At 43.0% G+C, this 26,373-nt stretch carries 27 protein-coding genes and 1 riboswitch; of the genes, 10 read left to right on the top strand and 17 right to left on the bottom strand.

From position 1 onward, the window contains the following. Positions 1 to 193 precede the first annotated feature (193 nt). Positions 194 to 1,756, bottom strand: a complete 1,563-nt coding sequence (locus tag ACXAHI_RS15610; RefSeq protein ID WP_474849388.1) for a flotillin family protein — start codon at positions 1,754 to 1,756, stop codon at positions 194 to 196. A 116-nt stretch (positions 1,757 to 1,872) separates the two neighbouring features. Beyond that, the gene (locus ACXAHI_RS15605) at positions 1,873 to 2,454 is read right to left on the bottom strand and encodes a YdeI/OmpD-associated family protein (RefSeq protein ID WP_474849386.1); all 582 of its coding nucleotides are present in this window, start codon (positions 2,452 to 2,454) and stop codon (positions 1,873 to 1,875) included. Between the two features lie 187 nt (positions 2,455 to 2,641). On the opposite strand from ACXAHI_RS15605, the gene ACXAHI_RS15600 reads away from it, so the two are divergent. Then, positions 2,642 to 4,450 carry an LTA synthase family protein gene (locus ACXAHI_RS15600; RefSeq protein ID WP_474849384.1) on the top strand — a complete coding sequence of 603 codons (1,809 nt, stop codon included), beginning with the start codon at positions 2,642 to 2,644 and terminating at the stop codon, positions 4,448 to 4,450. A 113-nt stretch (positions 4,451 to 4,563) separates the two neighbouring features. Here the strand turns inward: ACXAHI_RS15600 and ACXAHI_RS15595 are convergent, their stop codons facing one another. From ACXAHI_RS15595 to ACXAHI_RS15545, 11 genes are all read right to left on the bottom strand, one after another. Next, entirely contained in the window at positions 4,564 to 4,920 is a 357-nt protein-coding gene (locus tag ACXAHI_RS15595; protein ID WP_474849382.1) for a hypothetical protein, read from the bottom strand. A 20-nt stretch (positions 4,921 to 4,940) separates the two neighbouring features. Next, positions 4,941 to 5,363: a FosM family fosfomycin resistance protein gene (fosM, locus tag ACXAHI_RS15590; RefSeq protein WP_474849380.1), complete on the bottom strand. Its 423-nt coding sequence runs from the start codon at positions 5,361 to 5,363 to the stop codon at positions 4,941 to 4,943. A 44-nt stretch (positions 5,364 to 5,407) separates the two neighbouring features. Further along, positions 5,408 to 5,587 (bottom strand): hypothetical protein, encoded by a 180-nt coding sequence (locus ACXAHI_RS15585; RefSeq protein WP_474849378.1) that lies wholly within the window; start codon positions 5,585 to 5,587, stop codon positions 5,408 to 5,410. Continuing rightward, entirely contained in the window at positions 5,584 to 6,087 is a 504-nt protein-coding gene (locus ACXAHI_RS15580; protein ID WP_474849904.1) for a GNAT family N-acetyltransferase, read from the bottom strand. Before ACXAHI_RS15580 ends, ACXAHI_RS15585 begins: the two co-directional genes overlap by 4 nt. A gap of 41 nt (positions 6,088 to 6,128) precedes the next feature. After that, complete coding sequence (locus tag ACXAHI_RS15575; protein ID WP_474849376.1) at positions 6,129 to 6,686, bottom strand: 2'-5' RNA ligase family protein; 558 nt, start codon at positions 6,684 to 6,686, stop codon at positions 6,129 to 6,131. Positions 6,687 to 6,695: 9 nt separating this feature from the next. Beyond that, a complete protein-coding gene (locus ACXAHI_RS15570) occupies positions 6,696 to 7,175 on the bottom strand; it encodes an N-acetyltransferase family protein (RefSeq protein WP_474849374.1) in 480 nt (159 codons plus the stop codon). A 17-nt stretch (positions 7,176 to 7,192) separates the two neighbouring features. Then, on the bottom strand, positions 7,193 to 7,831 hold the full coding sequence (locus tag ACXAHI_RS15565) for a lysostaphin resistance A-like protein (RefSeq protein WP_474849372.1): 639 nt from the start codon (positions 7,829 to 7,831) through the stop codon (positions 7,193 to 7,195). Further along, positions 7,812 to 8,348, bottom strand: coding sequence for a GNAT family N-acetyltransferase (locus ACXAHI_RS15560; RefSeq protein WP_474849370.1), 537 nt, complete (start codon positions 8,346 to 8,348; stop codon positions 7,812 to 7,814). The genes ACXAHI_RS15565 and ACXAHI_RS15560 overlap by 20 nt, the downstream gene beginning before the upstream one ends. Before the next feature lie 128 nt (positions 8,349 to 8,476). Next, a complete protein-coding gene (locus tag ACXAHI_RS15555) occupies positions 8,477 to 9,226 on the bottom strand; it encodes a phosphotransferase enzyme family protein (protein ID WP_474849368.1) in 750 nt (249 codons plus the stop codon). A gap of 17 nt (positions 9,227 to 9,243) precedes the next feature. Then, positions 9,244 to 10,026 carry a class I SAM-dependent methyltransferase gene (locus ACXAHI_RS15550; protein WP_474849366.1) on the bottom strand — a complete coding sequence of 261 codons (783 nt, stop codon included), beginning with the start codon at positions 10,024 to 10,026 and terminating at the stop codon, positions 9,244 to 9,246. Then, the gene (locus ACXAHI_RS15545) at positions 10,023 to 11,066 is read right to left on the bottom strand and encodes a beta-carotene 15,15'-monooxygenase (RefSeq protein WP_474849364.1); all 1,044 of its coding nucleotides are present in this window, start codon (positions 11,064 to 11,066) and stop codon (positions 10,023 to 10,025) included. Before ACXAHI_RS15545 ends, ACXAHI_RS15550 begins: the two co-directional genes overlap by 4 nt. Positions 11,067 to 11,260: 194 nt before the next feature. On the opposite strand from ACXAHI_RS15545, the gene ACXAHI_RS15540 reads away from it, so the two are divergent. The 6 genes from ACXAHI_RS15540 to ACXAHI_RS15515 all read left to right on the top strand — a co-directional run bounded on the left by ACXAHI_RS15540 (position 11,261) and on the right by ACXAHI_RS15515 (position 18,814). Further along, positions 11,261 to 13,336, top strand: coding sequence for a helix-turn-helix domain-containing protein (locus ACXAHI_RS15540; RefSeq protein WP_474849362.1), 2,076 nt, complete (start codon positions 11,261 to 11,263; stop codon positions 13,334 to 13,336). A 128-nt stretch (positions 13,337 to 13,464) separates the two neighbouring features. Next, entirely contained in the window at positions 13,465 to 14,490 is a 1,026-nt protein-coding gene (locus tag ACXAHI_RS15535; RefSeq protein WP_474849360.1) for a TRAP transporter substrate-binding protein, read from the top strand. A 66-nt stretch (positions 14,491 to 14,556) separates the two neighbouring features. Continuing rightward, positions 14,557 to 15,054, top strand: coding sequence for a TRAP transporter small permease (locus ACXAHI_RS15530; protein WP_474849902.1), 498 nt, complete (start codon positions 14,557 to 14,559; stop codon positions 15,052 to 15,054). Then, complete coding sequence (locus ACXAHI_RS15525; protein ID WP_474849358.1) at positions 15,051 to 16,322, top strand: TRAP transporter large permease; 1,272 nt, start codon at positions 15,051 to 15,053, stop codon at positions 16,320 to 16,322. The genes ACXAHI_RS15530 and ACXAHI_RS15525 overlap by 4 nt, the downstream gene beginning before the upstream one ends. A gap of 16 nt (positions 16,323 to 16,338) precedes the next feature. Then, positions 16,339 to 17,523 (top strand): amidohydrolase, encoded by a 1,185-nt coding sequence (locus ACXAHI_RS15520; RefSeq protein ID WP_474849356.1) that lies wholly within the window; start codon positions 16,339 to 16,341, stop codon positions 17,521 to 17,523. Continuing rightward, entirely contained in the window at positions 17,516 to 18,814 is a 1,299-nt protein-coding gene (locus ACXAHI_RS15515) for an allantoate amidohydrolase (RefSeq protein ID WP_474849354.1), read from the top strand. Before ACXAHI_RS15520 ends, ACXAHI_RS15515 begins: the two co-directional genes overlap by 8 nt. Before the next feature lie 135 nt (positions 18,815 to 18,949). Here the strand turns inward: ACXAHI_RS15515 and wrbA are convergent, their stop codons facing one another. Genes wrbA through ACXAHI_RS15500 form a run of 3 tightly spaced genes read right to left on the bottom strand, consistent with a single transcriptional unit; the run spans position 18,950 to position 20,936 of the window. Further along, positions 18,950 to 19,615 carry an NAD(P)H:quinone oxidoreductase gene (gene wrbA, locus ACXAHI_RS15510; RefSeq protein ID WP_474849352.1) on the bottom strand — a complete coding sequence of 222 codons (666 nt, stop codon included), beginning with the start codon at positions 19,613 to 19,615 and terminating at the stop codon, positions 18,950 to 18,952. Positions 19,616 to 19,675: 60 nt separating this feature from the next. Further along, positions 19,676 to 20,530, bottom strand: coding sequence for a VOC family protein (locus ACXAHI_RS15505; protein WP_474849350.1), 855 nt, complete (start codon positions 20,528 to 20,530; stop codon positions 19,676 to 19,678). After that, positions 20,520 to 20,936, bottom strand: coding sequence for a DoxX family protein (locus ACXAHI_RS15500; protein WP_474832243.1), 417 nt, complete (start codon positions 20,934 to 20,936; stop codon positions 20,520 to 20,522). Before ACXAHI_RS15500 ends, ACXAHI_RS15505 begins: the two co-directional genes overlap by 11 nt. A gap of 145 nt (positions 20,937 to 21,081) precedes the next feature. On the opposite strand from ACXAHI_RS15500, the gene ACXAHI_RS15495 reads away from it, so the two are divergent. Beyond that, positions 21,082 to 21,396, top strand: a complete 315-nt coding sequence (locus tag ACXAHI_RS15495) for a winged helix-turn-helix transcriptional regulator (RefSeq protein ID WP_270181273.1) — start codon at positions 21,082 to 21,084, stop codon at positions 21,394 to 21,396. Between the two features lie 51 nt (positions 21,397 to 21,447). Here the strand turns inward: ACXAHI_RS15495 and ACXAHI_RS15490 are convergent, their stop codons facing one another. Further along, complete coding sequence (locus tag ACXAHI_RS15490) at positions 21,448 to 22,776, bottom strand: TrkH family potassium uptake protein (RefSeq protein WP_474849348.1); 1,329 nt, start codon at positions 22,774 to 22,776, stop codon at positions 21,448 to 21,450. Between the two features lie 88 nt (positions 22,777 to 22,864). Then, a riboswitch (cyclic di-AMP (ydaO/yuaA leader) is annotated at positions 22,865 to 23,014 on the bottom strand. 266 nt (positions 23,015 to 23,280) lie between these two features. Between ACXAHI_RS15490 and pdxR the strand changes: the two genes are divergently transcribed. Together pdxR and ACXAHI_RS15480 are read left to right on the top strand one after the other, a co-directional pair. Then, positions 23,281 to 24,696: a MocR-like pyridoxine biosynthesis transcription factor PdxR gene (gene pdxR, locus ACXAHI_RS15485; protein WP_474849346.1), complete on the top strand. Its 1,416-nt coding sequence runs from the start codon at positions 23,281 to 23,283 to the stop codon at positions 24,694 to 24,696. Between the two features lie 102 nt (positions 24,697 to 24,798). Next, on the top strand, positions 24,799 to 26,358 hold the full coding sequence (locus ACXAHI_RS15480; protein ID WP_474849344.1) for an AbgT family transporter: 1,560 nt from the start codon (positions 24,799 to 24,801) through the stop codon (positions 26,356 to 26,358). The last annotated feature ends 15 nt before the right edge of the window (positions 26,359 to 26,373 follow it).

Here is a 26,373-nt window from a genome sequence, read left to right as displayed (position 1 = left end):
CGCAACTAAGCAACATGTTGTATAGGGTCGTTAGAGATCCTAAGGTCGTCACTACAATAAAAGTGAAAAACAATAATCCGCTACTTAAGAGACTTTTGATAGATACTCACTCTCCTTATCGACCGTAACGATTATCTTAAGGTTGGTCGCATGTATAAAGAAAAGGCGCCGAACAAATTCGACGCACTTACCGTTACTCTTTTTGTTCCTTCTCTAATTCTTCTTCATACGCAGAAGCCACTTCACTTTCATACTGCTTTTGCTCACGCTCGTGCGCTTCAGCATCTTCAGCGTCTCTAGCTTCTTCCGTTTCTTCTGCTTCAGACTTCTTCTCCTCTGAAGCGAAACTATTATAGTTTCCTCTCGATACGAAGCTTTCAAGCATAGCTTTTAAGTCCATGCCCGTCGATTCTTTAAGACTCGCTTGAAGTCCCGTCATCGTTTTCGTTACGTTATCTGTGATCTTCGCAGAGCCGTTGCTGCTTCCTCCGCCCATATCGATCACTTTCATGTCTGAGATTTGAGAAAGCGGCTGAGAAATTTCATGCGCATACTTCGGCAGCATCTCGACGACCATTTCGATGATCGCTGCTTCTCCGTATTTCTCCATCGCTTGAGCCATCAGTTCTTTTGCTTCCGCTTCGGCTTTACCACGTTCGCGAATAACCTCAGCTTCTGCAAGCCCTTTTTGCTTCTCGATTTCTGCTTTTGTCTCACCATCGATCCGATCTTTCTCAGCTTCTGCTTCTGCTCTCGCACGGATGTCGTATGCGTCCGCATCAGCTTGAGCTCTTCTACGCTTCTGTTCCTCAAGCTCTAGTTCAACCTGACGCTTACGTTCGATGTATTGAACCTGCATCTCTTCTTCTTTTACCTTCTGGTTAAGCGTCGCTTGTTCTAGGTTGTACGACTGCTCAGAACGCGCACGTCCACGTTCAACCTCAGCTTTGTATTCCGCTTCTTTCACGTCTTTATCTTTTTGAGATTGCGAGATGTCGATCTGACGTCTGATCTCATCTTCTTCTGCTTCTTGGTCCGTTTTTGCTTTATGCATACGCGTTTCACGTCTCGCGTTCGCTTCTGCGATGTCCGCATCTTTACGTGCTTCTGCGATTCTTGGTCGACCTAATGCTTCAAGATAGCCGTTCTCTTCGTCATCATCTTTTAACTCTTTAAGCGCGAACGATGTGATCTCAAAACCGAGGTTCTTCAGATCTTCTTCTGCGATGTTTTTAACCTTTTTATTTACTGAATTAAAATCTTTGTAGATTTCATCGACAGTAAGGGAAGAAATGATCGCACGAAGGTGACCTTCTAGTACTTCCTTCAGTTCACGTTCTTTTTCTTTTTGTTCCTTACCGAGAAATTTCTCTGCATAGTTTGCAACGATCTCGAGCTTGCTTCCGATACTGATTTCCGCAACACTCGTCGCTTTGATCGGTACCCCTTCAGACGTGTATGCTTTTGGTGAAGCGATCTCGAGCTGGAACGACGTAAGGTCGATCGGCGTACTCGTTTGGAACATCTTAAGGCGAATACCGCCACCTCGCACGATCTTCATGCTTCTCCCGTTGTCATCAACGAAAATGCGATTGTCTTTTTCTGCATCTCCAAGTTTTGGCCCCGTGATAATCAGCGCTTGATTGGAGCTTGCCGTCTTATACCGCTTTTTGAAAATAAAAAAACCGATACCGGCTGCGATCAATAAGAAAAACAAAATGACCGCTGAAATAATCAGTCCGATAAATTCCATCATATCCCGTTCATCATCCTCTCTTGGTTTGCAATCTATGTAATTGCCTTACCTTTTCTACGGACTAGAACAAGAAAAGTTTCAGATTTTACCGATTTACCCAGAAAAAAGGAAAGGGATCAATCATTCAATCCTTTTCCTTCAAGAATATGCGGAACGTATTTCTCAATGCGAGATACCCTCGTTTTCGATTGTTTCGCTTTTGAAAAGTAAAAGCCATACGCGCGTTGACGTCCTGGCGTTAGCTCTTCGAACGCTTTTTTCAATTGTGGACTCTCATCGAACTTCTGCTGAAGCTCTTCAGGGATTTGTACCTCTTTGTTCAATTCAACCTTTAATCCAGCTTTCTCCACTTCAATCGCTTCTTGAATATAGTCTTTTAGTATCGGCGCTAATTCTACAATTTCGTTCACGTTCGTAAACCGAACCTGACGAGCCGCCTGCACATTTTCCGTCTGCTGAATGAGAATGCAATGGGGATCCTTCAGTAACGCACCTTTGTGAAAAAGAATGGCGCAGTACTCATTGAATCCGTGGATCAGCACGATATTCTTATCCTCATACGTGTAGCACGGGTGCATCCATTTCATGTCTTCTGTTAAGTCGCAGTCTAAAATGATTTCGCGCAACGTCTCAAATTCTTCTTTCCACTGCTTCGCTTTCTTAAGAAAACCATCTACTTTTCGACTTCTACCATTCATTTGAACACACTCCTTTTTAGATCGTGCATCCCTTCACGTCTCACTACTACTATTTCACATCTTCACCCATACTCCTTCTACAACCTCGTATGATTTTCAGTAAGCACATCCGAATGTTTTCTAGTTAACTAAAAAAGGAAATTTAGGAGATAACTTAGTACGAGGACTAATTATTGGAGGTGTTGAAATGGAAACGCTCGATTATTGGATTTATCTCACACTATCACTTTTAAAACTCTTTCTATTTAGTTTATATACAAACACAGCGTTTCAGTTTGATTTCCTCCTTGTGAATGTAGCAGGCATGGTGATGATCTCGTTCTGGACCCTTTTCTTAAAACCGAAAAAAAGGCGTTGGATCCTTTTTTTCTTTCTCTTTCTACATAGTACGCTCATTCTCTCTGACCTCTGGTACTATCGCTACTTCGACGACCTGTTGTCGGTCGCGTTGATTTCACAGATGCTTCAGATGAGTGACGTTGGCGGTGCATTTATGGAGCTCATCATGGTGAAGGATTTTCTCATCTTCACGGATCTCATCATCTTTGGAATCGTAATTTTTCTATTACGTCACCAAAAGAACCCACTACCAAAAAAGAAGAAACGCTTGATCGCTGGCCTTTCGTTATCCGCGGCAATCGTTATTTTTGCGATCCCACTCGTCACGAGCTTCTTTAACAAAGAAAAGTGGCTGATGGATGAATCGATTTCGAACATGCGCGAGTATTACCAGCTTGGCTTCTGGGGGTATCACGGACTAGACGTCGTCACAGAATTAAAGCGGCAATTCGACGACGAACCGAACGTTTCGAGCGAAGTGAAATCAGATATTAAGAAGTCACTCAATAAAGAGACAGACCCTAAGAAGGTAACTGATAAGCCAAACATCATCCTTGTGCAACTCGAATCATTTCAGGATTCTGTCATCGACCAATTCGTGAACGACCAGGTGTTAACACCGAACTTAAACGAGTTGAAAAAAGAATCACTTTACTTTCCATCTTTCTATCACCAAACCCATGAAGGGCGAACATCGGATTCTGAGTTCACGACAATAACATCACTTTACCCGCTGAAATCAGGTTCTGTTTACACGCGCTTCCCAACAAACGAATACAAAGCGCTCCCTGACCTTCTGAAGAACTACGGGTATGAAACGGCAGCGATGCATGCCTTTAAGGAAGGGTTTTGGAACAGGGATGATGTGTATGAGAACGTCGGGTTTGATCACTTTTATAGTGAAAAAGATTATCCAGACGGAGATAAAGTCGGGATGGCGTTGAACGACCAAACCTTCTTCACCTCATCGATCGATAAGATGGAAAAGTTGAAAAGGCCATATTTCGCCTTCATGGTCGCTCTCTCGAGTCATACGCCTTACGATATTCCAAAAGAGAAGCGAGAACTTAACCTTGAAGGATATGAAGATGAGCAGCTAAAGAAGTATTATCAAACGGTTCATTTTGTCGATAAAGCGGTCGGGGTGATGATCGAGGAGCTGAAGCAGAAGAACATGTGGAACGATGCACTCGTCATCTTTTATGGAGATCATGACAGCGGGCTAACGATGCCAGGCGATGAAATGGCAGAAGAAGCAAACGTTGAGAACGATGTCGATGCGTTCGAACTCGACCGTCAAGTGCCGCTATTCATCAAGTTGCCGAATGCAGACGGTGGAAAAGTGATGGAAGGAAACGGAGGACAGATCGATATTGCACCTACCATTCTGGATGTATTAGACATCGAACCAACATTCATGCTTGGAAATTCATTACTCGATGACAAAGAAAACATGACCGTTTTCAGAGACGGCTCGTTCCGTTATAAAGACCTTTATTACAAAGCCAATTTAACAGAAGCGTCCGGTGAGGGAACGTGTTACTCTGTTTCTTCTGAAAAGGAAGTTTCCCATAGTAAGTGTGAAAAACAAATTGAGAAGTCAGTCGAGCAACTTCGCCTGTCAGATGCTATCATCGAGAATAATGCGCTTGAGTAAATGAAACCTGCTCTGTAAAATTGCAGGAAAAAAACGGTCAGCGGGTCAAATCCCTCTGACCGTTATATTTTATTGGTTTTTAGCTCTTTTTTCTAAAACGGTTAAGGGACGGTTTAGTTTAGACGTTGCTCCAATGATTCGATTGCTAGTTTAAGCGCAGTTAAACGGCGCTCATTTATTGTTTTTTGCGCACTACCTTTTTTTGCTCGTTCAATCTGTTTTTCAATAGATGGAATAATACCTTCTAGAACTTCTTTAGAATTTTTCATTGGTTCTTCCTCATAAAAGAACCCCTCACTGCTCCAATTGTCTTTTAAACTTTTTATTCCGATCTCTACGGCGTTAAGTCTCTTTAAGACGAGCGTAGTATTTGAACCTTTTTCGCTCATGCTTTTATAAGCGTTTGAAAGTTTATTGTAAGTGGACTCCAGCGATTTAATGGACATCTCTTTGGTTTCTGGGCTAGCCATCAAATTCAAGTCACCTTTCTTTAATCATAGAATTCCATATGTGTTTTTTCTTTTCTGTAATAATCTAATCTGTCCTTCAACGTTCCTGTATGAAATTCAAATTTATGGCCATCTGGATCAGTAAAATAAATCGATTTCTTATCTTCTTCCGCTCTTGGACGGCCTGACAAAATGTTGACTTCAAGACTTATTAGTTTATTGACCATCTCTTCGAAGTCGTCTTCTTCTACCGAAAATGCAATATGCGTGTAAGATTGCTCTATTTCATTTCGAGGTATGTCCTTTTCTTCATTAAGAGCAAGCCACATTCCATTAAGATCAAAGTATGCTGTACTTCTACCTTTCACTAACAATTTAGCGTTAAATACGTTCTTATAAAACGGTATAGAATATTCCAAGTTAGAAACCGAAAACAATAGATGATTTATTCCTTTTATAGACACCCAATCACCCAATCAATATTAGATTCAACTTCATAAATAGTGAACTAAACTTTTTGAATCTGTGATGAAACAAACCGATAAACAAAATACGAAACACCGCTTAATCCTAAGATACCAGTGATCGTTAAGAGCGGCATCTCATTTAAGAAAGACATGCTTACGACAAACAGTAAAAAGAAAAAGACGACCCCTACCCCATTCAATACGTTCTCTTTGTTTTTCATCGTTCGATCTCTTCTAAAATGGATTCCGATAAACGTCTGCTCAGAATTTCACCTGGTAATCCGTCCATTTCACCAATTTTTTCTGATACGAACTGCTGATTGACCAAAATTTTTCTAGAAGCTATATTATTTGGATCGATCGTCGCTATAAGCTTTTTCACATCTGTTTGCTCCGCAAGCTCGATGAGCATCCTTGCCACTTCAGTTCCATATCCTCTCCCCCAAAATGGCGGCAGGAGCATATAACCAATTTCAGCTTCGTACGCTTCTTTCAACGTGACGTGACCAAGACCTAGGAATTGGTTCTCACTCATGATCTTAAAAGATCCAAGTAAGTCACTACGTTCGTTTCGTAACAATACCTTCTCATAATTCGACCGCGCTTCTTCTAACGGAATCGCACGCTCGGTGATTTGAGCCATCACGCTTTCATTGGAAACAAGGCGGTAATAGTCTTCAAAATCATCCTTTTGAAACTTCACTAAATTCATTTTAGATATGATCGTTCACCTCTCATCGGTCAGAATCTTTTGCCTCCACTCTAAATCCCGTTACCTAAAGGCACATCCAGTAACGGCTCATACTTACGCTCATCGACATTTAGCTCATAAATCCGAATGAACGTCACGTCAAACGTTGGATAAGGCGTCAGTTCTCCCTTTACTTTTTTCTCCATTTCCTTAAGATCAGATCTTGAGACACCTTTAGAAATACCGCCACCATACGCTTCTTTTGCTAGCGTTAAGTGTGGGATAAAATCCTCCCCTTCAAAATACTGCTTGATCAACTCGTTTGATGGAGAAACCTCACTCACCAACTGATGATGCAGTTCGACCAATTCGTGTGAACGAACTTGTAAGTATAAAACGACCTCGCCAAAATACGCAGGACCCTCGAGCGTTAGTTGAAAAGGCGTACTTTTCGAACACACTTCTTTCACTTTTTCGATCCACTCTCGATCAGCAGTTAAGCCACCTTGCGCTTTTAACGTAACGTGAGGCTCAACACCTGTATGTTCGTTCCACTTTTGCTGGAAATGCTGTATTCTTTTTAAATAATCTTCCGGCGGTACGATGCCGATAAAGTAAGCTCTCTCCATGCTATCCCTCTATTCATCACGTAGTTTCTTTACGAATAACACTCGATCTTTTCCTTCTCCATCATAATTTGAATGAACCGGTACCCGATCGACCAATCGATCCCCTTTAACGATCTCAAAACCCATCTTCGTATGATAAGCGATGGAAGCTTTGTTTACCGGGGACGTCACCGCTCTTACAGTATCTCGATTTTCGAATGTTACGGCTTTAAAAAATCGCTCGTAAAGCGAACGACCCACGTTATGTTGCCGATATTCCGGATGGACGCCAACAAAGTGTATGTATGCTTCCTTTAAGTTCGATTGAGAAAGAAATCCGATGAGAAAGCCAATAATATTACTCTCTTTCTCGATTACAAAACTAGTAGGTTGAAAATGATCAAAAAACAGTTTTGGTAAAAGGTCAGACATCTGCCTGCCACCCCACCACTCGTTGATTAATGGTGCCAGCTTGTCATAATCTGAACTTCTCACGTTTCGCACGTCCAATTCGCATTCTCCTCCTTTCAAAGACTTGCAGCAATATTCCACAAAACATGTAGCACGATCGCTACAAGCAATGATTTTTTATAATGATAAATAAGTCCAAACGCCATCCCCATCACAAAGCCAAATAGTGGATAATCACCGTGAATCCAGCCAAATATGATCGATGCGATGAAGACCCCTGCAATGCCGATCTTCTTCGTTAACCAGTGCTGAAGCAAGCCACGGTAGATTATTTCTTCATAGATTGGCACGAGTACTACCGCTCCAATTAAGTAAATAAATGACTCATTTTCAAAACGAAGCTGGTAGTTTAGTAGAAACTGCGGATCATATAGAAATTCTAATGAAAAGAGAATTTCACGCGAGAAAAAAAGAAAGAGCATAGACACAAGGACCCAAACATATGTAGACGTTTCTTTCAGTTTTATAGGGTTTTTGACATGTATCAGGTGAGATCTCACTTCAGGCAAGAAGAGGAGCAGAAAAGCGATTCCTAGAAATTCGACGATATACCTATAGTCTCGATAGGGATACAACGAGGAATCGATGCTGAAAACGTTAATCAGAAACCCGTCGATCACGACATAAAGTACGATGAATAACACGAACTGTACGTTCTTCTGTAGCGTCATGACGCTAAGACCTATCAAACTCACTTCTCAACATCCCATACAGTTCAGCATCTTCATAGGTTCCTAACACGATTCGATCCTCTCTCAGGAAGCCTTCTCGTACCATCCCAGCATGCTGGAGTACCTTGATCGATCCTTTGTTACGAGTGATCGCTGTTGCCCACACCTTGTTTAGTTCAAGGTCAGTAAATCCAAATGTGATCATTCGTTTGACGGCCTCTGTCGCAAAGCCCTCTCCCCAGTACGACCTTCCGATCCAATACCCGAGCTCACCCCGATTGTTTTTCTTGTCAACACGTATACAGATCGTCCCAATCAGTTCATCGTGATCCTTAGAGTACATAACGAGCGGATACTCTGTGCCGCTTCGAATCAATTCCGGCTGAATCTTGATCCACTCCTCCGCATCCTCCAAACGATACGGATAAGGTAAGCCAATGATGGTCGCCACATCTTTATGATTGGCTAACTGCTGGATGCGAGTTGCATCTTCCATTTCAAATGGTCTTAATGTGATTCGATCTGAATCTAGTGGCTGCATCACGGTCCCCCCTTTCGCTAACATAAAAAAATCCCGCCCCTCGCTTTGGGACGAGATTATCTGTGAAGCTGCAAGCCATCATTTTTTAAAAATTCTAACACGATTAGAAATACTTGTAAACGAAGCGGTTACTTCCACGCATGACCGTGTTTTTTAATAAACGCAATCTCTTCCTTGTAATGTGTGACATGCCCCTCCTCGATCATTTTTTGAAACGCCTTGTCACCTTCTGAACCTTTTCTCGTAATGGTCTGACAGAGACCTTCTAACCGCTCCATCACAACCTCTACCCAATCTTCTTCAAACGTTTCGCCATACGCTTCGAAGAACATGGAGACGCGCCTCTTAATCTCAGAACTCTCCTTACCCATAAACCTGCTCAAAGGGACGCACGTGTAAAGGGTATAAGCGATATCCCAGATTCTTGGACCTGGTGCCGCCATATCGAAATCGATGATTCCAACTGGTTCTTTATCATGAAAGATAATGTTATAGATGGCAAAATCATTGTGACAAATCACTTCATGATGTGGAGGTGTATGATCTAATGGTGGCCAGTCGGGATCGTAGGCGTAGTCACTCACAGCATCATGATACGTGCGAAGCATCCGTGCGATCTCGACGAGCGAATCGTCTGAAAGCATGTACTCTTTTAGAGGGTAGTTTCCCGCCTCTCCCTTAATAAAAGTCAGAACCTCTCTCCCTTGGTCATCGATACATAGGAACCTCGGTGAATGAAGATATCCCTTACGTTCGAGGTGATCGAGTAGCGCATGAATTCTGTAGCTGCCTTCCTTCAATTCTCGTCTCACCGTTTGACCGGATCGATAGACGTTCGACACGTTTCCACCTTCCAAAACTTCTTCTTGGTCTCGCATAAGCTCTCTCCTTTCTACTACTGCGAAACAAACAATCCAGTAGATTTCGTAATCGGGATCGCACCACCGTTCGCTTCCTTTACTTCCTGTAAATACTGTAGAAAACCTGCCACTTCTTCCTCACCGAATCGGTGTACATTCGTTGAGTGTAAATAGTCGATGATGGCGTGCTCATCGGTGATGCTGAGATCACCTGGAAAATCGATGAGATCGACATGATCAAAGAAACATCTCAATTGATCCGCTCCATTTTCTAATCCAAACTCCTTTGCGTGTACGGTGGCGGATGGATAATCCAGTTGAGGATAAAACCCTTTTAAAAGATCTCCAAATCCCCTCATGTGCTCTTCTCCAATTGTAGAAGAAAAAAACGTACCACCATCCTTCAGCACTCTCCGGACTTCAGATAACGCTTTGTTTCGATCAGGAACGTGGTAAAGCATATGATTCGCAATGACGACATCAAAAAGGTTCTCTTCATAAGGAATGTTTTCGATCTTCATTTGCTCCACAGAAATGTTTGCCAACCTGCTCACGTTCATTTTTGCTGCCTCCACCATACCTCTTGAAAAGTCAGACAGTGTAATGCTCCATCGCTCTGATACCCGCTCGCGATTTTTCACCCAGAATGTTGCATCTCCACATCCGATTTCTAGAATGCGCAATCTTTCATCAGGAAGGTTGTATCGACCGAAGAGCCATCGATGCCAATCTTCTTTGTTTGTGCTGAATCGCTCGTGAATACTGATGCGTGTACGTAAGTTCGTCGATTTCTTATACTGCTGCTCTATGTTGTTCACGCCTGTCCCTCCAATTGATTAACTAATCTACTCAGAAATTTGTGATGCTCATCGATACGTAACGCAACTCTTGTATAAGACTTTTGAATCCCGAAGAGGTGCGTTGCCTTACAAGGATTTTTCAGTTCTAAAATTAGCTCTGGCTTTACTTCTTCAAAATCTTTTGCGATGAATGTTATGGTTGTCTTCTTGTCGATCGTACTATCCAAAGAAGCACGATCAACCGTAATTGACTCAATTTCATCCAACGAAACGATCATTCGTTTCGTTAAACCAAGAGATAAGTAAAGTCTTTCACCCTTTAATCTTGCTGGGTTTAAGCGAATCGCCTGGATTTCTCCAACGAGGAGGGCGATGGAATACACATTTAAGATGAGTAACACGAGAGAAATGCTCGCAGACTGTTCATGTAACCAATAGTGAAGTCCGATCGTTTCGATCGCAATCGCGTGGATCGTCATAATGTGTATCATGATAAGACTTGATTTTTTATGTAACGTAAAGTCCGTTTCATCCGCACTCTTTTTCCATGAGAAAAACGCATAATAGAACATGAGGATTTCTGAGACGAGGATGCGGATAACGGAATGATCACGAACGTTTTGTTCCATAGCATCTGGAAAAGAAAACAAAAAGGTTTCTTTACTTTGTTTCACTCCTCTAACAATAGAAGGAACATAGCGGATCAGCGCGATTAGCAAACCTATTTCAAGCGCGAAAACAAGGACTCCTAACGCCATATCGATTTGAGACATTTTAAAAACAGAAACAAGATATTCTTGAGGAATAACCCATCTAACGAGAAGGAGTCCACCCACCATCGTGAGGAGCAGCCGCTTCACAGAAAACGCTCCTACAATCGCTAGTATGAAAATAGGCGAGACAATGGCTAGGTCAACAATCGAAGCCATCACGAGCAGCTGAGCCTCTCGAGGAACGGGCTGCGAGACTGGTAACCTGTAGACAAGGAAGTTTGCTACGAGCACAAAGACGAGAAGCATCGATAAAACGTAATGTTTTGTATCAAAACGCCATGCCACCATGACTCCACCTCATTTTCCATATTTAGCTATCTACTCTATGTTATTCTCCTCGAAAGTCCGACAATCCTCTAGCCTTTCTCTATCTAAATTCCTCTCTTCCTTCTATAGAAAGTTGTCTTCCTGTTAAGTTTCGAGATAATTCGACATGATAAGATAGAGATAAAAACTTGTAACGGAGGAATCGTAGAAGAATGGTCTATCCTTTACTCGCCGACTCAATTATCCAATATGCAAAAGCCATTGCTTTACCAATATCCGAAATCACTATTTTTTACAAACAAACGAACGTGTTCACAAAACAATTCGACACAAATGGCGGTGCGACTACCAAGATTGAGAATGGCCGCTATACGATTGTGATCAAAGCAGAACAAGAATCTTCTGACCTCACCGAATTCGTCAATATGCAAAGTCAGCTCATGTCCACGACGGTAGGAGTTGAACAAAAAGGCAAGGATCTCCTACTAAACCTTTCAAGAACGCTCGCGCTCTATCAACGGCTCGATGAAATCCTGAGAAGAATCATGGACATGGCGATGGAAGTGCTCCCACTTTCCGATTCATGCAGTCTATACATATATGATGCCAAGGAAGATACCCTGATTCCACGGGTGACGCGAGGTTTTAAATGGGAGCATCTGCAGCATATCCGTTTTAAGCCGGGCGAATCGTTAACAGGGTTCACGTTTCAATCGAAGCGCCCGCAAATCTTCCATCACACTGATGAGGTGTACCAAGGTATGGAGTCGATGTCGAAGGAAAACTGGAAGCACTTCGAGGAGTCGACGCCGATTGAAGGCGGCGAACGGATGAAAGCACAAAGCGCGATGTGTTGCCCTCTTATGATTCAAAACGACTGTATCGGTGTCGTGAGCATCAATTCGTTCCGCCAGACAGGACATTTCACAGATGAAGACCTCGATCTCTTAAAAGCGATTTGTAACCAGGCAGCGTTCGCTGTTCATCGAGGGTACCTCTTCACTGAACTAGAAAACCAAGCGGATAAATTGATGAAGCTGAATCATGACATCCAGCTAAAAAACCAAACGCTCGAACAGACGCAGCATAACCATAATGAATTGATGAAAATCGCGATCGACCAGCAGGGAATGGATCCGATCATCGCTTTTCTCAGCGAGCGGTTAAACGCCTCAGTATTTATGTACGATGAGTTTAGACAGCTCGTGTCTTCTTATGAAAAAGACAATGTCCCTTTCGAAGCTGCGATCCCACCGTTCCTAGATACATTGACGCCTGACTTGTTGAAGCCGGTTCAGCTAGACACCTACGATGTTGTTGTCATTCCGATCATCACAAGAAGGGAACCTAGAGGGTTCCTCGCGCTTTCAAACAAAGACCTTCCTCTCGACCATCTTGAAAAGATGCTTATCGAAGAAGCCCAGAACATCATTTCCATCGAGCTTTTAAAACAAGAAGCGGTTTACGAAACGAAACAGCGAATTCAAGGAGAGTTTCTAGAGGATATTCAAGGAAAAGTGGACATCAGTGTATTGATCGATCAAGCAAAACTTCTTGGTTTAAGCGATCGAGAAAACTACCTATTCTTCGGACTTCATATCGATCAACAGCAAAACGAGTGGAGCGTCAAAGAAACGAAGAGTCTTCACCACATCGTTGAGAAATTTATTGCTCACTACTACAACAGCAACATCATCTTTAAACGAAACAACGGCCTCCGAGGCATCATCGGATTTCCACCTGATACGACTGAAGAGTCTGTACGAAGTCAGATGGATACGTTCATCGATCAGCTAGACCTGTATATCCGTAGGCATTTCGAAAAAAGAACGTTTTCGTATGCGTTAGGAAGATTAAGCTCCTTAGAAGAGATCAGGACGTCTTATAAAGATGTGTGGTACTGCATCGAAATCTTTAACAGGCATAAGCGCCCCAATCAGCGGATGACGTATCGAGAAGTCGGCGTTGCGAAGATGATGATGAATAGTTCGGAAGAAGAGCTCTACCAATTTGTCATCGATCAAGTGAAGCCGTTGATGGATTACACGAAACAGAATAAGCGCGAGCTACTCGATACACTGGAACACTACTTATTCAATCATCAGCACTTGAAAGAAGTTGCGGATGCGTTACACCTTCATAGCAATACGCTCAACTATCGCCTAAGACGAATAAGCGATATTTTATCCGTCGATATTCGAGATGCAGAGGTCATCTTTCACCTCCGTATGGCGTGGAACATTATGAATTTATTAGGAACAAAAGAAGAGTGGCTCTTCCGTTCTTAACGCCTGTTTGTTTAAACTTCAGTAAAATTATTATTTTTTTGTTAAAACACACAATAAAAAGAAGGCGCATGTCCGATACAATGGTTTTAAATATTCAAAAAACATTATAAAAATAAGGAGTGCGTGAGATGAAACGATTACTTGTTCTATTATTAGCTTTAACTGTTTTCCTCGGTGCATGTGGAAGCGGCAGCGATTCTGCTTCTAATTCAGGAGACGGAAGTTTTGAAGAAAGAACGTGGAAAGTCGGCTTTAACACGGTGGAAGGTTCTGTCCGCGATGTCGCTGCTAAGAAGTTTAAAGAAGTAGTAGAAAAAGAAACAGACGGCGCAGTCACAGTTGAAATCTACCCTAACGAAGAGCTCGGTAGCGCGCAAGAAATGATTGAATCGGTACAAGTCGGTGCACTAGACATGCAGATCGCTGGTGCCAACATGATGGCGAATACGATTCCTGAATACGCGACGCTATCGCTTCCTTTCTTAGTTAAAAACTTCGATGAAGCGCATGCAGTACTTGAAAGTGAAACTGGCGATAAATTGAAAGAACTCGGTTCTGAGCAAGGATTGAAAGTATTGTCTGATGTTGAACTTGGCTTTGCTCAAATCACGAACAACGAGCACCCAATCAATACTCCAGAAGATCTAGAAGGCTTAAAGATGCGTTCACCGAACGACGTAACGTTGATCGAAACATTCAAGACACTAGGAAGCTCTGTTTCAACGATGCCGTTTACTGAAGTTTACCTTGCACTATCCCAAGGAGTAGTCGATGGTCAGTTCAACCCGCTCGATGCGATTTATGAAACCAAGTTCCATGAAGTACAAGATCACCTTGCGATCCTGAACTTCACTTACTACTATTCATACTTCATCATGAACCAGGGCACGTTTGACGGTCTTGAGCCTGAGCTTCAAGAAATCGTACAAAAAGCATCCAATGCAGCACGTGATGCATCTTATGAGTTCACAGCAAGCAAAGATAAAGAGATGTTAGATAAAATGCAAGATTCTTTCGTGGAAATCACTGAACCTGACGTAGAACCATTCCAAAAAGCAGTAGAGCCTGTTTATGGAAAAATGGAAGAAAGAATGTCACCTGAAATCATGAACGAGGTTCAAACATTCCTAGAAGAATACCGCTCTGAACAATAACACATCATTCAGCGAGCAGGTCTTCTGCTCGCTGAATTTCATTATTGGAGAAAGTTGGTGAACGAAATGCTAGAAAAAATCACATCGAGGTTTGTGAAGGTTACTGAAATCATCGCAAGTATCCTAATGGTTCTGCTTACCCTCGTGGTGTTTGCAGAAGTCCTATCAAGATATGTTTTCGACTATCCTATTTCATCTTCTACTGAGTTGACGCAAATCTTCTTCCCTTGGATGATCTTCCTCGGAACGATCGCCGTTACGAAGAATGAAGATCATTTGAAAATTTCCGTTTTACAAGAGAAATTCGGCCGAGGCGTTCAGTGGGTGCTACAGATATTCGCAAAAGTCATCATGCTCCTGTTTTCGGTTTATATGGTTTATGCAAGTTACTTACTAGCAGATGCTGTTCGCATGCAGCCTCTACCGATGCTGCAGATCTCAAAGTCGTGGCTATACATCTCTGTAACCGTATCGTTTGCTTTAGTTGCAATTCTTTTAATTCTTCAAATCAGTTTACTTATTCGAAATAAAAGTACGTGGATGGAAGGAGGAGAAACTCAATGATTGCCATAATGATTATCAGCTTTTTCGTTATGCTCTTACTGGGAGTACCAATTGCGTTCTCCATGGGTATATCGGCCGTTCTTTTCTTTATCGTCGACGGTATTCCGATGGAACTCGCAGCACAGCGTTTCTTTTCAAACACGCAATCATTCGCATTCCTAGCGATTCCATTCTTTATTTTTGCCGGAAACTTAATGATCCATGGTAATATCGCTCAACGAATCATTAAAGTCGCAGATTCGATGGTTCGCCAACTGCCAGGTGGTCTTGGCTGTGTATCCGTCATCACGAGTATGGGAATGGCAGGCGTTTCTGGTTCTTCTGTCGCAGACGCCGCTTCAACAGGTAGTGTGTTGATCCCTTCTATGAAAAAGAAAGGATACTCTTCTTCCTTCTCAGCTGCGATCAACGCATCGAGCTCTGTAGTTGGAATCATCATTCCACCGAGTAGCACGATGATCATCATCGCATGGCTAGCAAACCTATCTGTTGCAGAAATGTTCCTAGCAGGTGTGATCCCAGGAATTTTAATCGGGTTAACCTACCTCATCACGACCGTCATCATTTCGGTCAAACGTGGTTATCCGCGTGAATCGATGCCTTCTTTCAAGGAGTTCTTCTTAAGTCTTTTCAAAGCTTTTTGGGCACTCGTCCTTCCTATCTTCTTGATCGGAGCCATCGTATTCGGAATCGCAACCGTTACAGAAGCAGCTGCCCTAGCGGCGATCTATGCGTTCCTTGTTGGGAAATTCGTCTATCGTTCGCTATCGTTCAAAGGAGTTTATGAATCATTAAAAGAAACTGTATACGGTACAACGGTCGTAATGCTTATGATCTGTACGTCGATGATCTTCACGTACGCGCTGATCTCAGAAGGCATCCCAAACTTGATTTCAAACTGGATTTTAGGTCTTGGCCTTTCTGATGGACTCGTGATCTTACTGTTGATCGTCATCATGCTTGGTGCTGGAATGGTGATGGAACTTGTTCCAAACTTGTTTATCTTTATTCCGGTATTCTTCCCGATTGCAACTGGTGTCGGAATGGACCCTACCCACTTCTCAATCGTGATGCTTTGTTCATTCGCATTAGGACTATTCACACCACCAGTAGGCTCTACCCTATTCATCTCGTGCCACATCGCTCGAGTTAAAATTGAAAATACGATTAAAGATATATTCCCATTCTTCATCACTGGAATCATCGCAATCCTACTGATTGCATACATTCCAAGTTTGACGCTATGGATTCCAAGTCTATTTGAATAAAGAAAGGACGTTGTTGATGTACGGAAAAATGATCGAACAACTAGAAACAGAATACCCACAAATGGTCGAATGGCGCCGTCACTTTCATGAAAATCCAGAGCTTTCTTTTCAAGAAGTAGAAACACCTAAGAAAATTGCTGCCTTTTTACGAGACATCGGTATCGAAGAAATAGAAGAAGGCGTAGGTGGACGAGGAATCGTCGCGAAGATTCACGGAGCTCTTCCAGGTAAAACGATCGCACTTCGAGCAGATTTCGATGCTCTCCCCATTCAGGATGCTAAAGACGTACCATATAAATCAAAAGTGGATGGTGTTTCCCACGCTTGTGGACACGACGCTCACACCTCGACGCTGCTTCATACAGCAAAAGTTCTTCACGATAATCGCGAACACCTTAACGGAACGATCGTTCTGATCCATCAGTTCGCTGAAGAACAAACACCAGGCGGTGCAAAGCCTATGATTGAAGCAGGATGCCTCGAAGGTGTCGATGAAGTGTACGGAACTCACTTATGGTCGATGTTCCCAGTAGGATCCGTGTTCTCGAAAAGCGGCCCATTGATGGCATCGTCCGATCGATTCACGATTGAAATCGACGGAAAAGGCGGGCATGGTGCTCTTCCTCACGAAACGATCGATCCGATCGTCTGTGGATCTGCCGTTGTTCAAAATCTACAGCAGGTTGTTAGTCGAAACGTCAATCCACTAGAGTCAGCCGTCCTTTCACTAGGCGCATTTGAGTCTGGTGGCCCCTTCAACGTCATACCGGCTCACGCTAAAATTTTAGGAACGGTTCGTACATTTTCACGAGACGTCCAGGTTTCCGTGAAGAAGAGGATGGCTGAAATCGTCGAACATACAGGAAAAGCATACGGTGCTACGTGTTCTCTCAACTATGAAGAAGGCTATCCAGCCCTGTTCAACCATGAGAAAGAAACGACGTATATAAAGCGCGCTGCTGAAGACTTATTTGGAGCTCAACACTCACTGGAGATGGACCCTATGATGGGTGGAGAAGATTTCGCTTATTATTTGTTGGATAAACCAGGTGCGTTCTTCTTTACTGGAGCAGGTCATAAAGACGCTTATCCCCACCACCATCCGAACTTCGATATCGATGAAAAAGCGATGCTACAGGCGAGTAAGATGTTCATCAAATTAATCGAAGTTAGTCATGAGGAGGGTGTTTCAGATGGATAACCGAGTCAGACGATGGAAGGAGGAATATAAGCCTCTGCCTCGTCACACCCACTTACCTATGAATCATTTCATCACCTATTTCGATGCCGTCAATAGCATTGGAGCAACGGAAGCCGGCGGCAATAGCCGCTTCCCTTATACTTCTGAATACAGAGAAGCGATCGAATGGGTTAAGAAATGGATGAGGGAAATCGGAATGTCCGTTCAGGAGGACGCGATCGGCAATGTTTATGGAAAAATTAAAGGAATTCATACACATAAAAGCCTCATGCTAGGCTCTCACATCGATACAGTTCCGAACGGCGGCATGTTCGATGGCCTGTTGGGCGTGCTATCCGCTTTAACAGCAGTTGAATCGTTCATCGAACGAAACGGAATGCCAAAGTGGTCGATCGAAGTTGCTGTTTTTGCCGATGAAGAAGGATCACGCTTCAACCATGGCTTACTAGGAAGCCGTGCGATGATCGGTGAAATCGACGAAGAAGCTCTCCACACATACCGTGATGACGAAGGTACAACACTCAGAGAAGCGATGACAGCGGACGGTTTGAATCCGAATGGATTGAAAAGCGCGGAACGAGACATGGACGATTTTATCGGCTACCTTGAGCTCCACATCGAACAAGGTCTCGTGTTAGAAACAAACAAGCAGCAGATCGGTGTTGTAGAAGGAATCGCAGGTCCGGCTAGAGAAACGTTTACGTTTATCGGAAGCGCAGATCACGCAGGAAATACGCCGATGAACATGAGGCAAGATGCCCTGATCGGCGCAAGTGAACTCATCACGTCGATCGAACAGCTTCCTGCCAAATACAGCGATACCGCCGTTGCAACAGTTGGAAAGATCACCAACTCTCCTAATGGAACGAACGTCATCGCAGGAAAAACTACGGTAACGGTTGATATTCGAGACATCGACCGTGACGCAAGAGAAAACCTGATCGATGCGATTAAAGAGCGTGCATCTTTTATCGCAAAAACACGAGGACTCCGACTTGAAATTTCAAACAGCATTCGCGTTGAGCCTGTTCATATGAATGATGAGATGACGAATATGATTGAAGAATCAACAAACGAATTAAACTTACCGTATCGTAGAATGCCAAGCGGCGCTGGACATGATGCCATGCTTGTCGGCAAAAAAATTCCTACAGGTATGATTTTTGTTCCGAGTAAGAACGGGAAAAGTCATACCCCTGAAGAATGGACGTCGTTAACAGAATGCTTAGACGGCATTCTTGTGATGGAACGAACGATTGGGAAGATTTTATCAGGTTATAAAGAAAGCTAAAGCTCCACAACCATGCGAGCCCATCACAATAGTGATGGGCTCGCATTTATTTATGATCATCGCTATTCGCTTATCGATCGTATGCATAACAAAAGGTCGATTCAAGTATTGAATAAACCTAACGATTATCCGTTCTTAACGATTTCCATCCTTCACCCACTGCGCGACCGATGCTGTTCGTTTTGCTTGATGCTTCACAGCCGGTTCGACGTTTTCCAGCATCTTCCCGTTTTCACCGACTGTAACGCTCGTACCATAAGGGTTCCCTCCAGCTGCGAAGATCGAGTCGTCTGTATATCCTGGACTCGCTACGATTGCACCCCAGTGGTACATGGTCGTGTAAAGCGATAGAATCGTTTGCTCCTGACCTCCGTGCGCATTGCTCGCTGAAGACATTGCACTTACAACTTTATTCGCAAGCTTACCTTTAGACCACAAGCCGCCCGTTGTATCGAGGAACTGCTTCACTTGACCAGGCAAGTTACCAAAACGAGTAGGAATACTAAAGATATACGCATCTGCCCAATCTAAATCATCAAGCGTCACTTCAGGTACATCTTTCGTTTCCTCCAAATGCGCTTTCCACACATCGTTCGATTCGATCGCTTCCCTTGGAGCTAGTTCAGGAACTTTAAGTATTTTTACTTCAGCACCTGTATCTTTCAAGCCCTCTTCTGCCCACTTAGCCATCTTATAATTTGTCCCTGTAGAACTGTAATAAATAATTGCGACTTTAACGTTTTCCATTTTATTTTGCTCCTTTTCAGGTGATTTTCCAAAGATTTTTTCTAAAAAGCCCATTCTTGCACCTTACCTTCCCAATGTGAACTGCTACTATTATTTACTCGAAAACTTTTTTTATCAGACGAACGCTAGTTTTAAATACATCCGATTTCCAGAAGGATCTTCTGTTCTTACAATCGCACCTTCTTCAACAACCTCTGCTCCGACCTTTCTTAAGTTAAAAACAGCTTCTTGAAGCTTTTCGTTACTTGGATAAATCAGTTCGAACGATTGCAACCCAACACTTGTTTCTGAAGGCTTTGAGCCGCCAAGGCTATTCCACGTATTGAGACCGATATGATGATGGTAGCCTTCTGTTGATAGAAAAAGCGCTTGATTTCCAAACCGATTGACGACTTCAAACCCTAGACCTTCAGTGTAAAATGTTTCAACCTCTCTTAATTCACTAACTTGCAGGTGGATATGCCCCATTACAGTGTTCTTTGGGAGTTCACTCCACGCTTCCCCTCTTCCTTCTTCTAATACCGCCTTCGTATCAAGCGGATCTACGGACATCTTTACCTGTTCACCTTGCCACGTCCAAGTAGAAGAAGGTTTATCGTAGTAAATCTCAATACCATTTCCATCAGGGTCATTTAAATAGATCGCTTCACTAACGAGATGATCTGAAGAACCGATCGGGACCCTCTTTTCTGCAAAATGATGGAGAACCCTTCCTAAATCAGCTCGTTTCGGCAATAAGAGCGCAAAGTGAAACAAACCTGTCGTATGCAATTGCTTAGGCTGTGCTTCTTTAGGTTGGTACAACGTAAGTAATGGTGTTACACCATCCGCCGAAAGCTCTACCGCACCTGAACGATGATTCAAAACTTGAAAACCGATCATTTCTTTATAAAATTGGAGTGATCGGTCAATGTCCATGACGTTCAATGTGACTCCTCCAACATACGTGCTCGGTGCTTTATGAAACATCTGATCGTACTCCTTTATTCGAGAACAGCATGTGATCTAGTGAAAGATCGACTGGTTTTCTCGTAACGAAATAAAAAGATAGGACAAGTAATAAAAGATCTAATTCATAGCCCGCTGTTTCACCGCCTAAAAATCCAGCACTTAACTTCACTGTAAAAATTGCTCCGATCATGATGATTGCGAATAACCCTGCAACAATTCTTGTTCCGAGTCCGAGTATGATTGCAATTCCGCCTATTAATTCGATGAGTGCTACGACATACGCTGCAAACCCCGGTAAGCCGACCGATTGGAAAAATCCAACGGTATTCTCAATTCCTCCTTGAAACTTTGCGAACCCATGAATCATAAATGTTGTGCCTAGTACGATCCTTAGTAAGAGCACGCCAATTTTTTCTGAAACCATTCTCTGCAACTCCCCTTTAATTATTTTTATTAACTAAGTTACTTTATGTAACCAACTATAAACAAGTAACTTTATTACGTCAAGTAAATAATTTATTATTAATTATTATGTGTGGTATACTATTATTGGAAAGGAGGAGTTTAAAGTGAATCAATCAGAGATATGTCCGAGGTTTGAAAAAGCCATTACGATTCTTAGTCAACGATGGACAGGACTGATCATTTATCAACTACTGTCCGGTCCCCAGCGAAACTGCACGATTAAAGAATCGATCGGAATAAGCGGCAGACTCCTTTCAGAACGGTTGAAAGACCTTGAAGAAGAAGGCATCGTTAAACGCCACGTCTATCCAGAAACCCCTGTTAGAATCGAGTATGCGCTAACTGATAAAGGGTATGCCCTTGAACCCTTAATGAAAAATATTGAAGACTGGTCTCAGAACTGGTTAGAAAAAGAATAAAAAAAGCATGGATTCCGCATCCATGCTTTTTTACTTTCAATTTTTATAAACTCATCCTGTTAAAAGGTCCTCATTCGGATATCGAATGCGAGATCGATCAGGCTGCGCAAGTGAGAACGCAAGGGTAAGCGGTCCAATTTTTCCGAGAAACATGAGAAAGATAATCACGATCCTCCCGACTTGCGAAAGATCACCCGTTAAGCCCATCGATAAACCGACCGTGCCAAACGCTGAGACTGCTTCAAAGATGATCGTAGTTACATCTGCGTTTTCTGTTTGAACCAAAATGAATATGGACAGATAAACCAAGAGGATGCTCATGATGGAGATGGTTAAGGATTTCAGAACAACTTCCTTCCGAATGGTGCGACCATACAACACAGGATCGCTTTTTCTCTTTAGGAACGTGAATGCGGCAAGAATGATCACAACAGCTGTCGTTAGTTTAATCCCTCCGCCAGTAGAAGTACTCCCCGCTCCTACAAACATTAAAACAAACATAAGAAAAGCGGTCCCTGTTCCAATCGCACCAATATCCACCGAGTTAAACCCCGCCGTTCTCGTCGTTACGCCTTGAAAATACGAGCTCCACAGCTTTTCTGACATCGTTAAGTCTCCGAGCGTATTCGGGTTATGGAATTCAAGAAAAAGAAAGCCAAACATCGCGACAACATTAATGACGAGCGTGCCTATGAGCATGATCTTTGAATGTAGCGCGAGCGAACGAAGCCGCTTCGTTCGAACAAGGTCGTCAAGTACCGTAAACCCGATCCCTCCCACAATAAAAAGGGCAGAGATCACGATGTTTACGATAGGGTCTCCAACGTAGCCCATCAAGCTATCAGACCAGATTGAGAACCCCGCATTGTTGAATGCTGAGATCGAATGAAAGAAGCTCGCGTAAAGGCCTTCTTTCATGCCTAATTCTGGTACCCATCTGAAGGCCAGAATGATCATGCCGATCGCCTCGACCGTTAGAGAAAAAAGGAAGATCGTCTTTACTAATCGGATAACGCCTCCAGGTGAATTCTGGTTTGTGGCTTGCTGCACGAGAAGCCTTTGCTTCATCCCAATCTTTTTTCCTAACATCATGAACGTGATGACCGCAAACGTCATGATCCCAAGTCCACCGAGTTGAATGAGAAAAGCGATGACAAGCTCTCCAAACAGCGTGAATGCCTGACCGGTGTCTACCACAACGAGTCCTGTCACCGTCATCGCAGACGTTGAAGTAAACAATGCGTCGATCCAGCCTATTTCCTCCGTAGTTGCGAAAGGAAGCTTTAGTAACGCTGCTCCGATGAGAATAAAACAGCCAAACACAAGAATGAGCACCTGAGGAGGTTCTAGCCGTTTAAACCGTTTTGACCGAATCGTCATTTTATTACACTCCAATTTTTTTAAAAATCGAACACAAAAAAACCACAGGTAACTAAACCTGTGGCCGATTGCTAGATCACAAGTTTCACCGTCCTCTCCCATAACGCTTACGGACTTAGCTGTCGGATTCGGGCCATAGAAGTAGCCCTACCTGATAAACAGGATTCACCCCTAGCAGTAAATGTACTGCATCAATCGTTGGGTCGTCCGCTCCGATTGGATTAAGCGATTTCGAATGAGAAACTTTTTAAATTGATATCTTAATGAGACATAGTCTACTCCTCGGTGTCACGTTTGTAAACAAGCAAAAAACGACAGTTTGAACGGAATTACGTCAATAACGACCAAGTAACCGCTAACAACACACTATATGATTAACCAGAATGCTGTTACTCTCGTTTTCATACCTTCTTTTAGTCTTTTCAAAAACTAAAATACTAACCTAGTCATGTTCATTCCTTTCCAGTAGACTAGTAACAAAGCTTGGTCACGAGGAGTGTTGAAATGAATGAGTTTATGATCCAGTTAAACCGCGAACAGTCCACCCCACTCTATTTACAAGTATACGATGAAGTAAAAAAACAAATACTCAAAGGCACCTTGCCTAAGGATAGTAAGATGCCGTCTGTTCGAGTTCTTTCAACTAGCCTTGCAATCAGTAGAAATACGGTGGAAACAGCTTATGAACGGCTGCTATCAGAAGGGTACATATATAGCAAGGCGAGAAGCGGCTATTTCATTCAAGATCTCGCTACTGATGTGATGAGAGAAATCGCAAAAGAAAATCCAACACGTAACAGCGAGATTGAAAACCATCCGTCATCCATTACATACGACTTTAGAGGCAATCGGGTTGATACGACCAGTTTTCCTCTATCCACTTGGAAGAAGATCACGAATCAATGCATGAAAGATCAAGTCGATGAACTCTTCTACTTTGGGCATCCGCAGGGAGAAATCGGCTTACGAAAGGAAATTGCGCATTACTTGCAACAGGCTCGTGGTGTGTCGTGTACAGAAGAACAAATCATTATCGGTCCTCATTCACAGTACCTGCTCAATTTGTTATGCCAGATGATCGGCTTGAATGGGCAAACCATCGCTTTTGAAAATCCCGGCTATTACGCAGCTAGGGAAGTGTTTCGTCTCCTTGGCTACAAAATTGACTCCATCCCTGTCGATAAGAACGGGATTGACTTAAACCACCTACATAAAAGTTCAGCAGTAATGGCATATGTGACCCCTTCTCATCAAATTCCGTTAGGGTACATCATGCCCGTCCAACAAAGGCTAAAATTAATCGAATGGGCCGTAGAGGGAAATCGTTACATCATCGAAGACGATTTAAACAGCGAGTTCCGGTACAGTGGCGACCCTATCCCTGCTCTACAGCACCTTGATCATCATGGAAGAATCATTTATATGGGAACATTCTTCAAATCGCTCTTGCCAAGTATTCGACTCAACTATATGGTTCTGCCACCTGGTCTATTAGAAATCTATCAAAAAGAGTTGATCATCTATCAACAAACCACCTCGAGGGTGTTGCAGAAGACCGTTGAGATTTTTATGAAAGAAGGCTACTGGATTCGTCACCTACGCAGGATGAGGAAAATTTACAAAAAGAAATTTGAGTGGACAAAGAAATGCATCCAGCGTTATATGGGAGAGCATGTCACGATCCTCGGAGATCATGCGGGACATCACGTTGTGATCAAACTAAACGAACCTGATGAGGATATCGATTATCACTCCCTCGCTTCTGATAGCGGAATCGCTCTAGACTCTGTTGAACTGTTCCTTGATAAAACTCACCCCACCAATTTTCACCACATCTATATGCTTTGCTTTACTGCCTTAAGTGAGGAACAGATCGAAGAAGGCATTGAATCACTTCGAAATGTCTGGTTCCACAGCTAATCTGACCCCTATAAAAATTCTAAATCTGCCCCTTTTAAGAGGGACAGATTTTCTTTATGATAATAAAAAATTCAGAAAATTATAACGAAAGGGGACAACACGATGGCGCTACCTAATCCTTCGACTGAGAAGGGAAACGTAAGTACAAAAAAGAAAACAGTAACTCAAAAGTTTTTAGATTTGATTGAACAAGGAGGCAATAAGTTTCCAGATGTTCTCACGCTTTTCGCCATCATTACAGCCATCATTCTCGTTTCATCCTGGATTGCTTCGACATTAGGAGTCAGTGCGATCAACCCTGCAACGAATGAACGCCTCGATGCTGTTAATCTCCTGAACGGAGATGGCGTTCGGAGAATCATGACGGAAATGGTCAATAACTTCGTCGCTTTCCCACCACTTGGTCTCGTTCTCGTCGTCATGCTAGGTGTCGGTTTAGCAGAATCAACAGGACTCGTATCAAGCTTCATGAGACGAATCGTTTTTGCCGCACCTCAGAAATTGATCCTACCTACGATTGTCTTGATCGCGATTCTTGGAAACGCTGCTGCAGACGCTGCGGTAATCGTACTTCCTCCGATCGCAGCTTTGATTTACTACACTCTCGGTAAGAACCCTATCGTAGGACTCGTCGCTGCATACGCCGCAGTTGCTGGAGGATTCAGTGCAAACTTGATCATCACCTCCCTCGATGTTCTCTTAGCAGGATTCACTGAATCAAGTGCACAGATCATCGACCCATCTTATAAAGCGAATCCAGCGATGAACTTTTATTTCGTCTTTGCATCCACGTTCGTTTTATTACCGATAACGGTTTGGATCACAAATAAAGTTGTTGAACCAAGATTAGGGTCACTACCAGTTTCATCCGTCATGGATGACCAGAAAACAGAACTTTCTCGTGCAGAGAAAAAAGGGCTGCGTTTTGCGACAATCACGGTTGCTATCTTCTCCATCCTCATCGCCCTAACGATCATCCCTGAAAACGGGATCTTAAGGAACCAGGAAACTGGTGCCATCATGGACTCTCCTTTCATGAGTTCACTCGTTGCCATCATGTTCTTATTCTTCTTCCTTCCGGCGTTAGCATATGGAATCGGAGCGAAGACGATCAAATCAGATAAAGATGTTGCTAGTCACCTTACAAAAGCAATGTCTGGAATGGGTTACTACATCGTCCTAACGTTCATCGCCGCGCAAATGATCACATACTTTGCATGGAGTAACCTTGGAGCCATCCTCTCAATCAAAGGTGCAGAATGGTTACAAAATATCGGACTGGTTGGGTTACCACTACTAATCGGCTTCATTCTACTTTCAGCATTGATCAACTTACTCGTCGCAAGTTCATCCGCAAAATGGGCAATCCTCGGACCTGTTTTTGTTCCGATGCTCATGATTTTAGGATTCAGCCCAGAATTTACTCAGCTCGCTTACCGCATTGGAGACTCGATTACAAACATGATCACACCGATGCTTGCATACTTTGCGATCATTTTAACCTTTGCGAAAAAATACGATCCGAAGATGGGTGTTGGAACGTTGATTTCAGCGTTACTTCCATACTCACTCGCATTTATGATCTTCTGGATCCTACTTTTCACCGTGTGGTATCTTCTAGGGCTACCAATTGGCCCAGATGCTTATATAAGACTTAACTAATTGAAAAGGAGTTTT

The sequence above is a fragment of the Anaerobacillus sp. ABD4_527 genome (genome assembly GCF_056160805.1).
This window is presented reverse-complemented; position numbering and strand designations above follow the sequence as displayed.

What these genes read in the sequence shown, in the direction of transcription:
- ACXAHI_RS15610 (WP_474849388.1), bottom strand. Translation starts at nt 1,756, where the DNA reads ATGATGGAATTTATCGGACTGATTATTTCAGCGGTCATTTTGTTTTTC.
- ACXAHI_RS15605 (WP_474849386.1), bottom strand. Translation starts at nt 2,454, where the DNA reads ATGAATGGTAGAAGTCGAAAAGTAGATGGTTTTCTTAAGAAAGCGAAG.
- ACXAHI_RS15600 (WP_474849384.1), top strand. Translation starts at nt 2,642, where the DNA reads ATGGAAACGCTCGATTATTGGATTTATCTCACACTATCACTTTTAAAA.
- ACXAHI_RS15595 (WP_474849382.1), bottom strand. Translation starts at nt 4,920, where the DNA reads ATGGCTAGCCCAGAAACCAAAGAGATGTCCATTAAATCGCTGGAGTCC.
- ACXAHI_RS15585 (WP_474849378.1), bottom strand. Translation starts at nt 5,587, where the DNA reads ATGAAAAACAAAGAGAACGTATTGAATGGGGTAGGGGTCGTCTTTTTC.
- ACXAHI_RS15575 (WP_474849376.1), bottom strand. Translation starts at nt 6,686, where the DNA reads ATGGAGAGAGCTTACTTTATCGGCATCGTACCGCCGGAAGATTATTTA.
- ACXAHI_RS15560 (WP_474849370.1), bottom strand. Translation starts at nt 8,348, where the DNA reads ATGCAGCCACTAGATTCAGATCGAATCACATTAAGACCATTTGAAATG.
- ACXAHI_RS15555 (WP_474849368.1), bottom strand. Translation starts at nt 9,226, where the DNA reads ATGCGAGACCAAGAAGAAGTTTTGGAAGGTGGAAACGTGTCGAACGTC.
- ACXAHI_RS15540 (WP_474849362.1), top strand. Translation starts at nt 11,261, where the DNA reads ATGGTCTATCCTTTACTCGCCGACTCAATTATCCAATATGCAAAAGCC.
- ACXAHI_RS15535 (WP_474849360.1), top strand. Translation starts at nt 13,465, where the DNA reads ATGAAACGATTACTTGTTCTATTATTAGCTTTAACTGTTTTCCTCGGT.
- ACXAHI_RS15530 (WP_474849902.1), top strand. Translation starts at nt 14,557, where the DNA reads ATGCTAGAAAAAATCACATCGAGGTTTGTGAAGGTTACTGAAATCATC.
- ACXAHI_RS15525 (WP_474849358.1), top strand. Translation starts at nt 15,051, where the DNA reads ATGATTGCCATAATGATTATCAGCTTTTTCGTTATGCTCTTACTGGGA.
- ACXAHI_RS15520 (WP_474849356.1), top strand. Translation starts at nt 16,339, where the DNA reads ATGTACGGAAAAATGATCGAACAACTAGAAACAGAATACCCACAAATG.
- ACXAHI_RS15515 (WP_474849354.1), top strand. Translation starts at nt 17,516, where the DNA reads ATGGATAACCGAGTCAGACGATGGAAGGAGGAATATAAGCCTCTGCCT.
- wrbA (WP_474849352.1), bottom strand. Translation starts at nt 19,615, where the DNA reads ATGGGCTTTTTAGAAAAAATCTTTGGAAAATCACCTGAAAAGGAGCAA.
- ACXAHI_RS15505 (WP_474849350.1), bottom strand. Translation starts at nt 20,530, where the DNA reads ATGTTTCATAAAGCACCGAGCACGTATGTTGGAGGAGTCACATTGAAC.
- ACXAHI_RS15500 (WP_474832243.1), bottom strand. Translation starts at nt 20,936, where the DNA reads ATGGTTTCAGAAAAAATTGGCGTGCTCTTACTAAGGATCGTACTAGGC.
- ACXAHI_RS15490 (WP_474849348.1), bottom strand. Translation starts at nt 22,776, where the DNA reads ATGACGATTCGGTCAAAACGGTTTAAACGGCTAGAACCTCCTCAGGTG.
- pdxR (WP_474849346.1), top strand. Translation starts at nt 23,281, where the DNA reads ATGAATGAGTTTATGATCCAGTTAAACCGCGAACAGTCCACCCCACTC.
- ACXAHI_RS15480 (WP_474849344.1), top strand. Translation starts at nt 24,799, where the DNA reads ATGGCGCTACCTAATCCTTCGACTGAGAAGGGAAACGTAAGTACAAAA.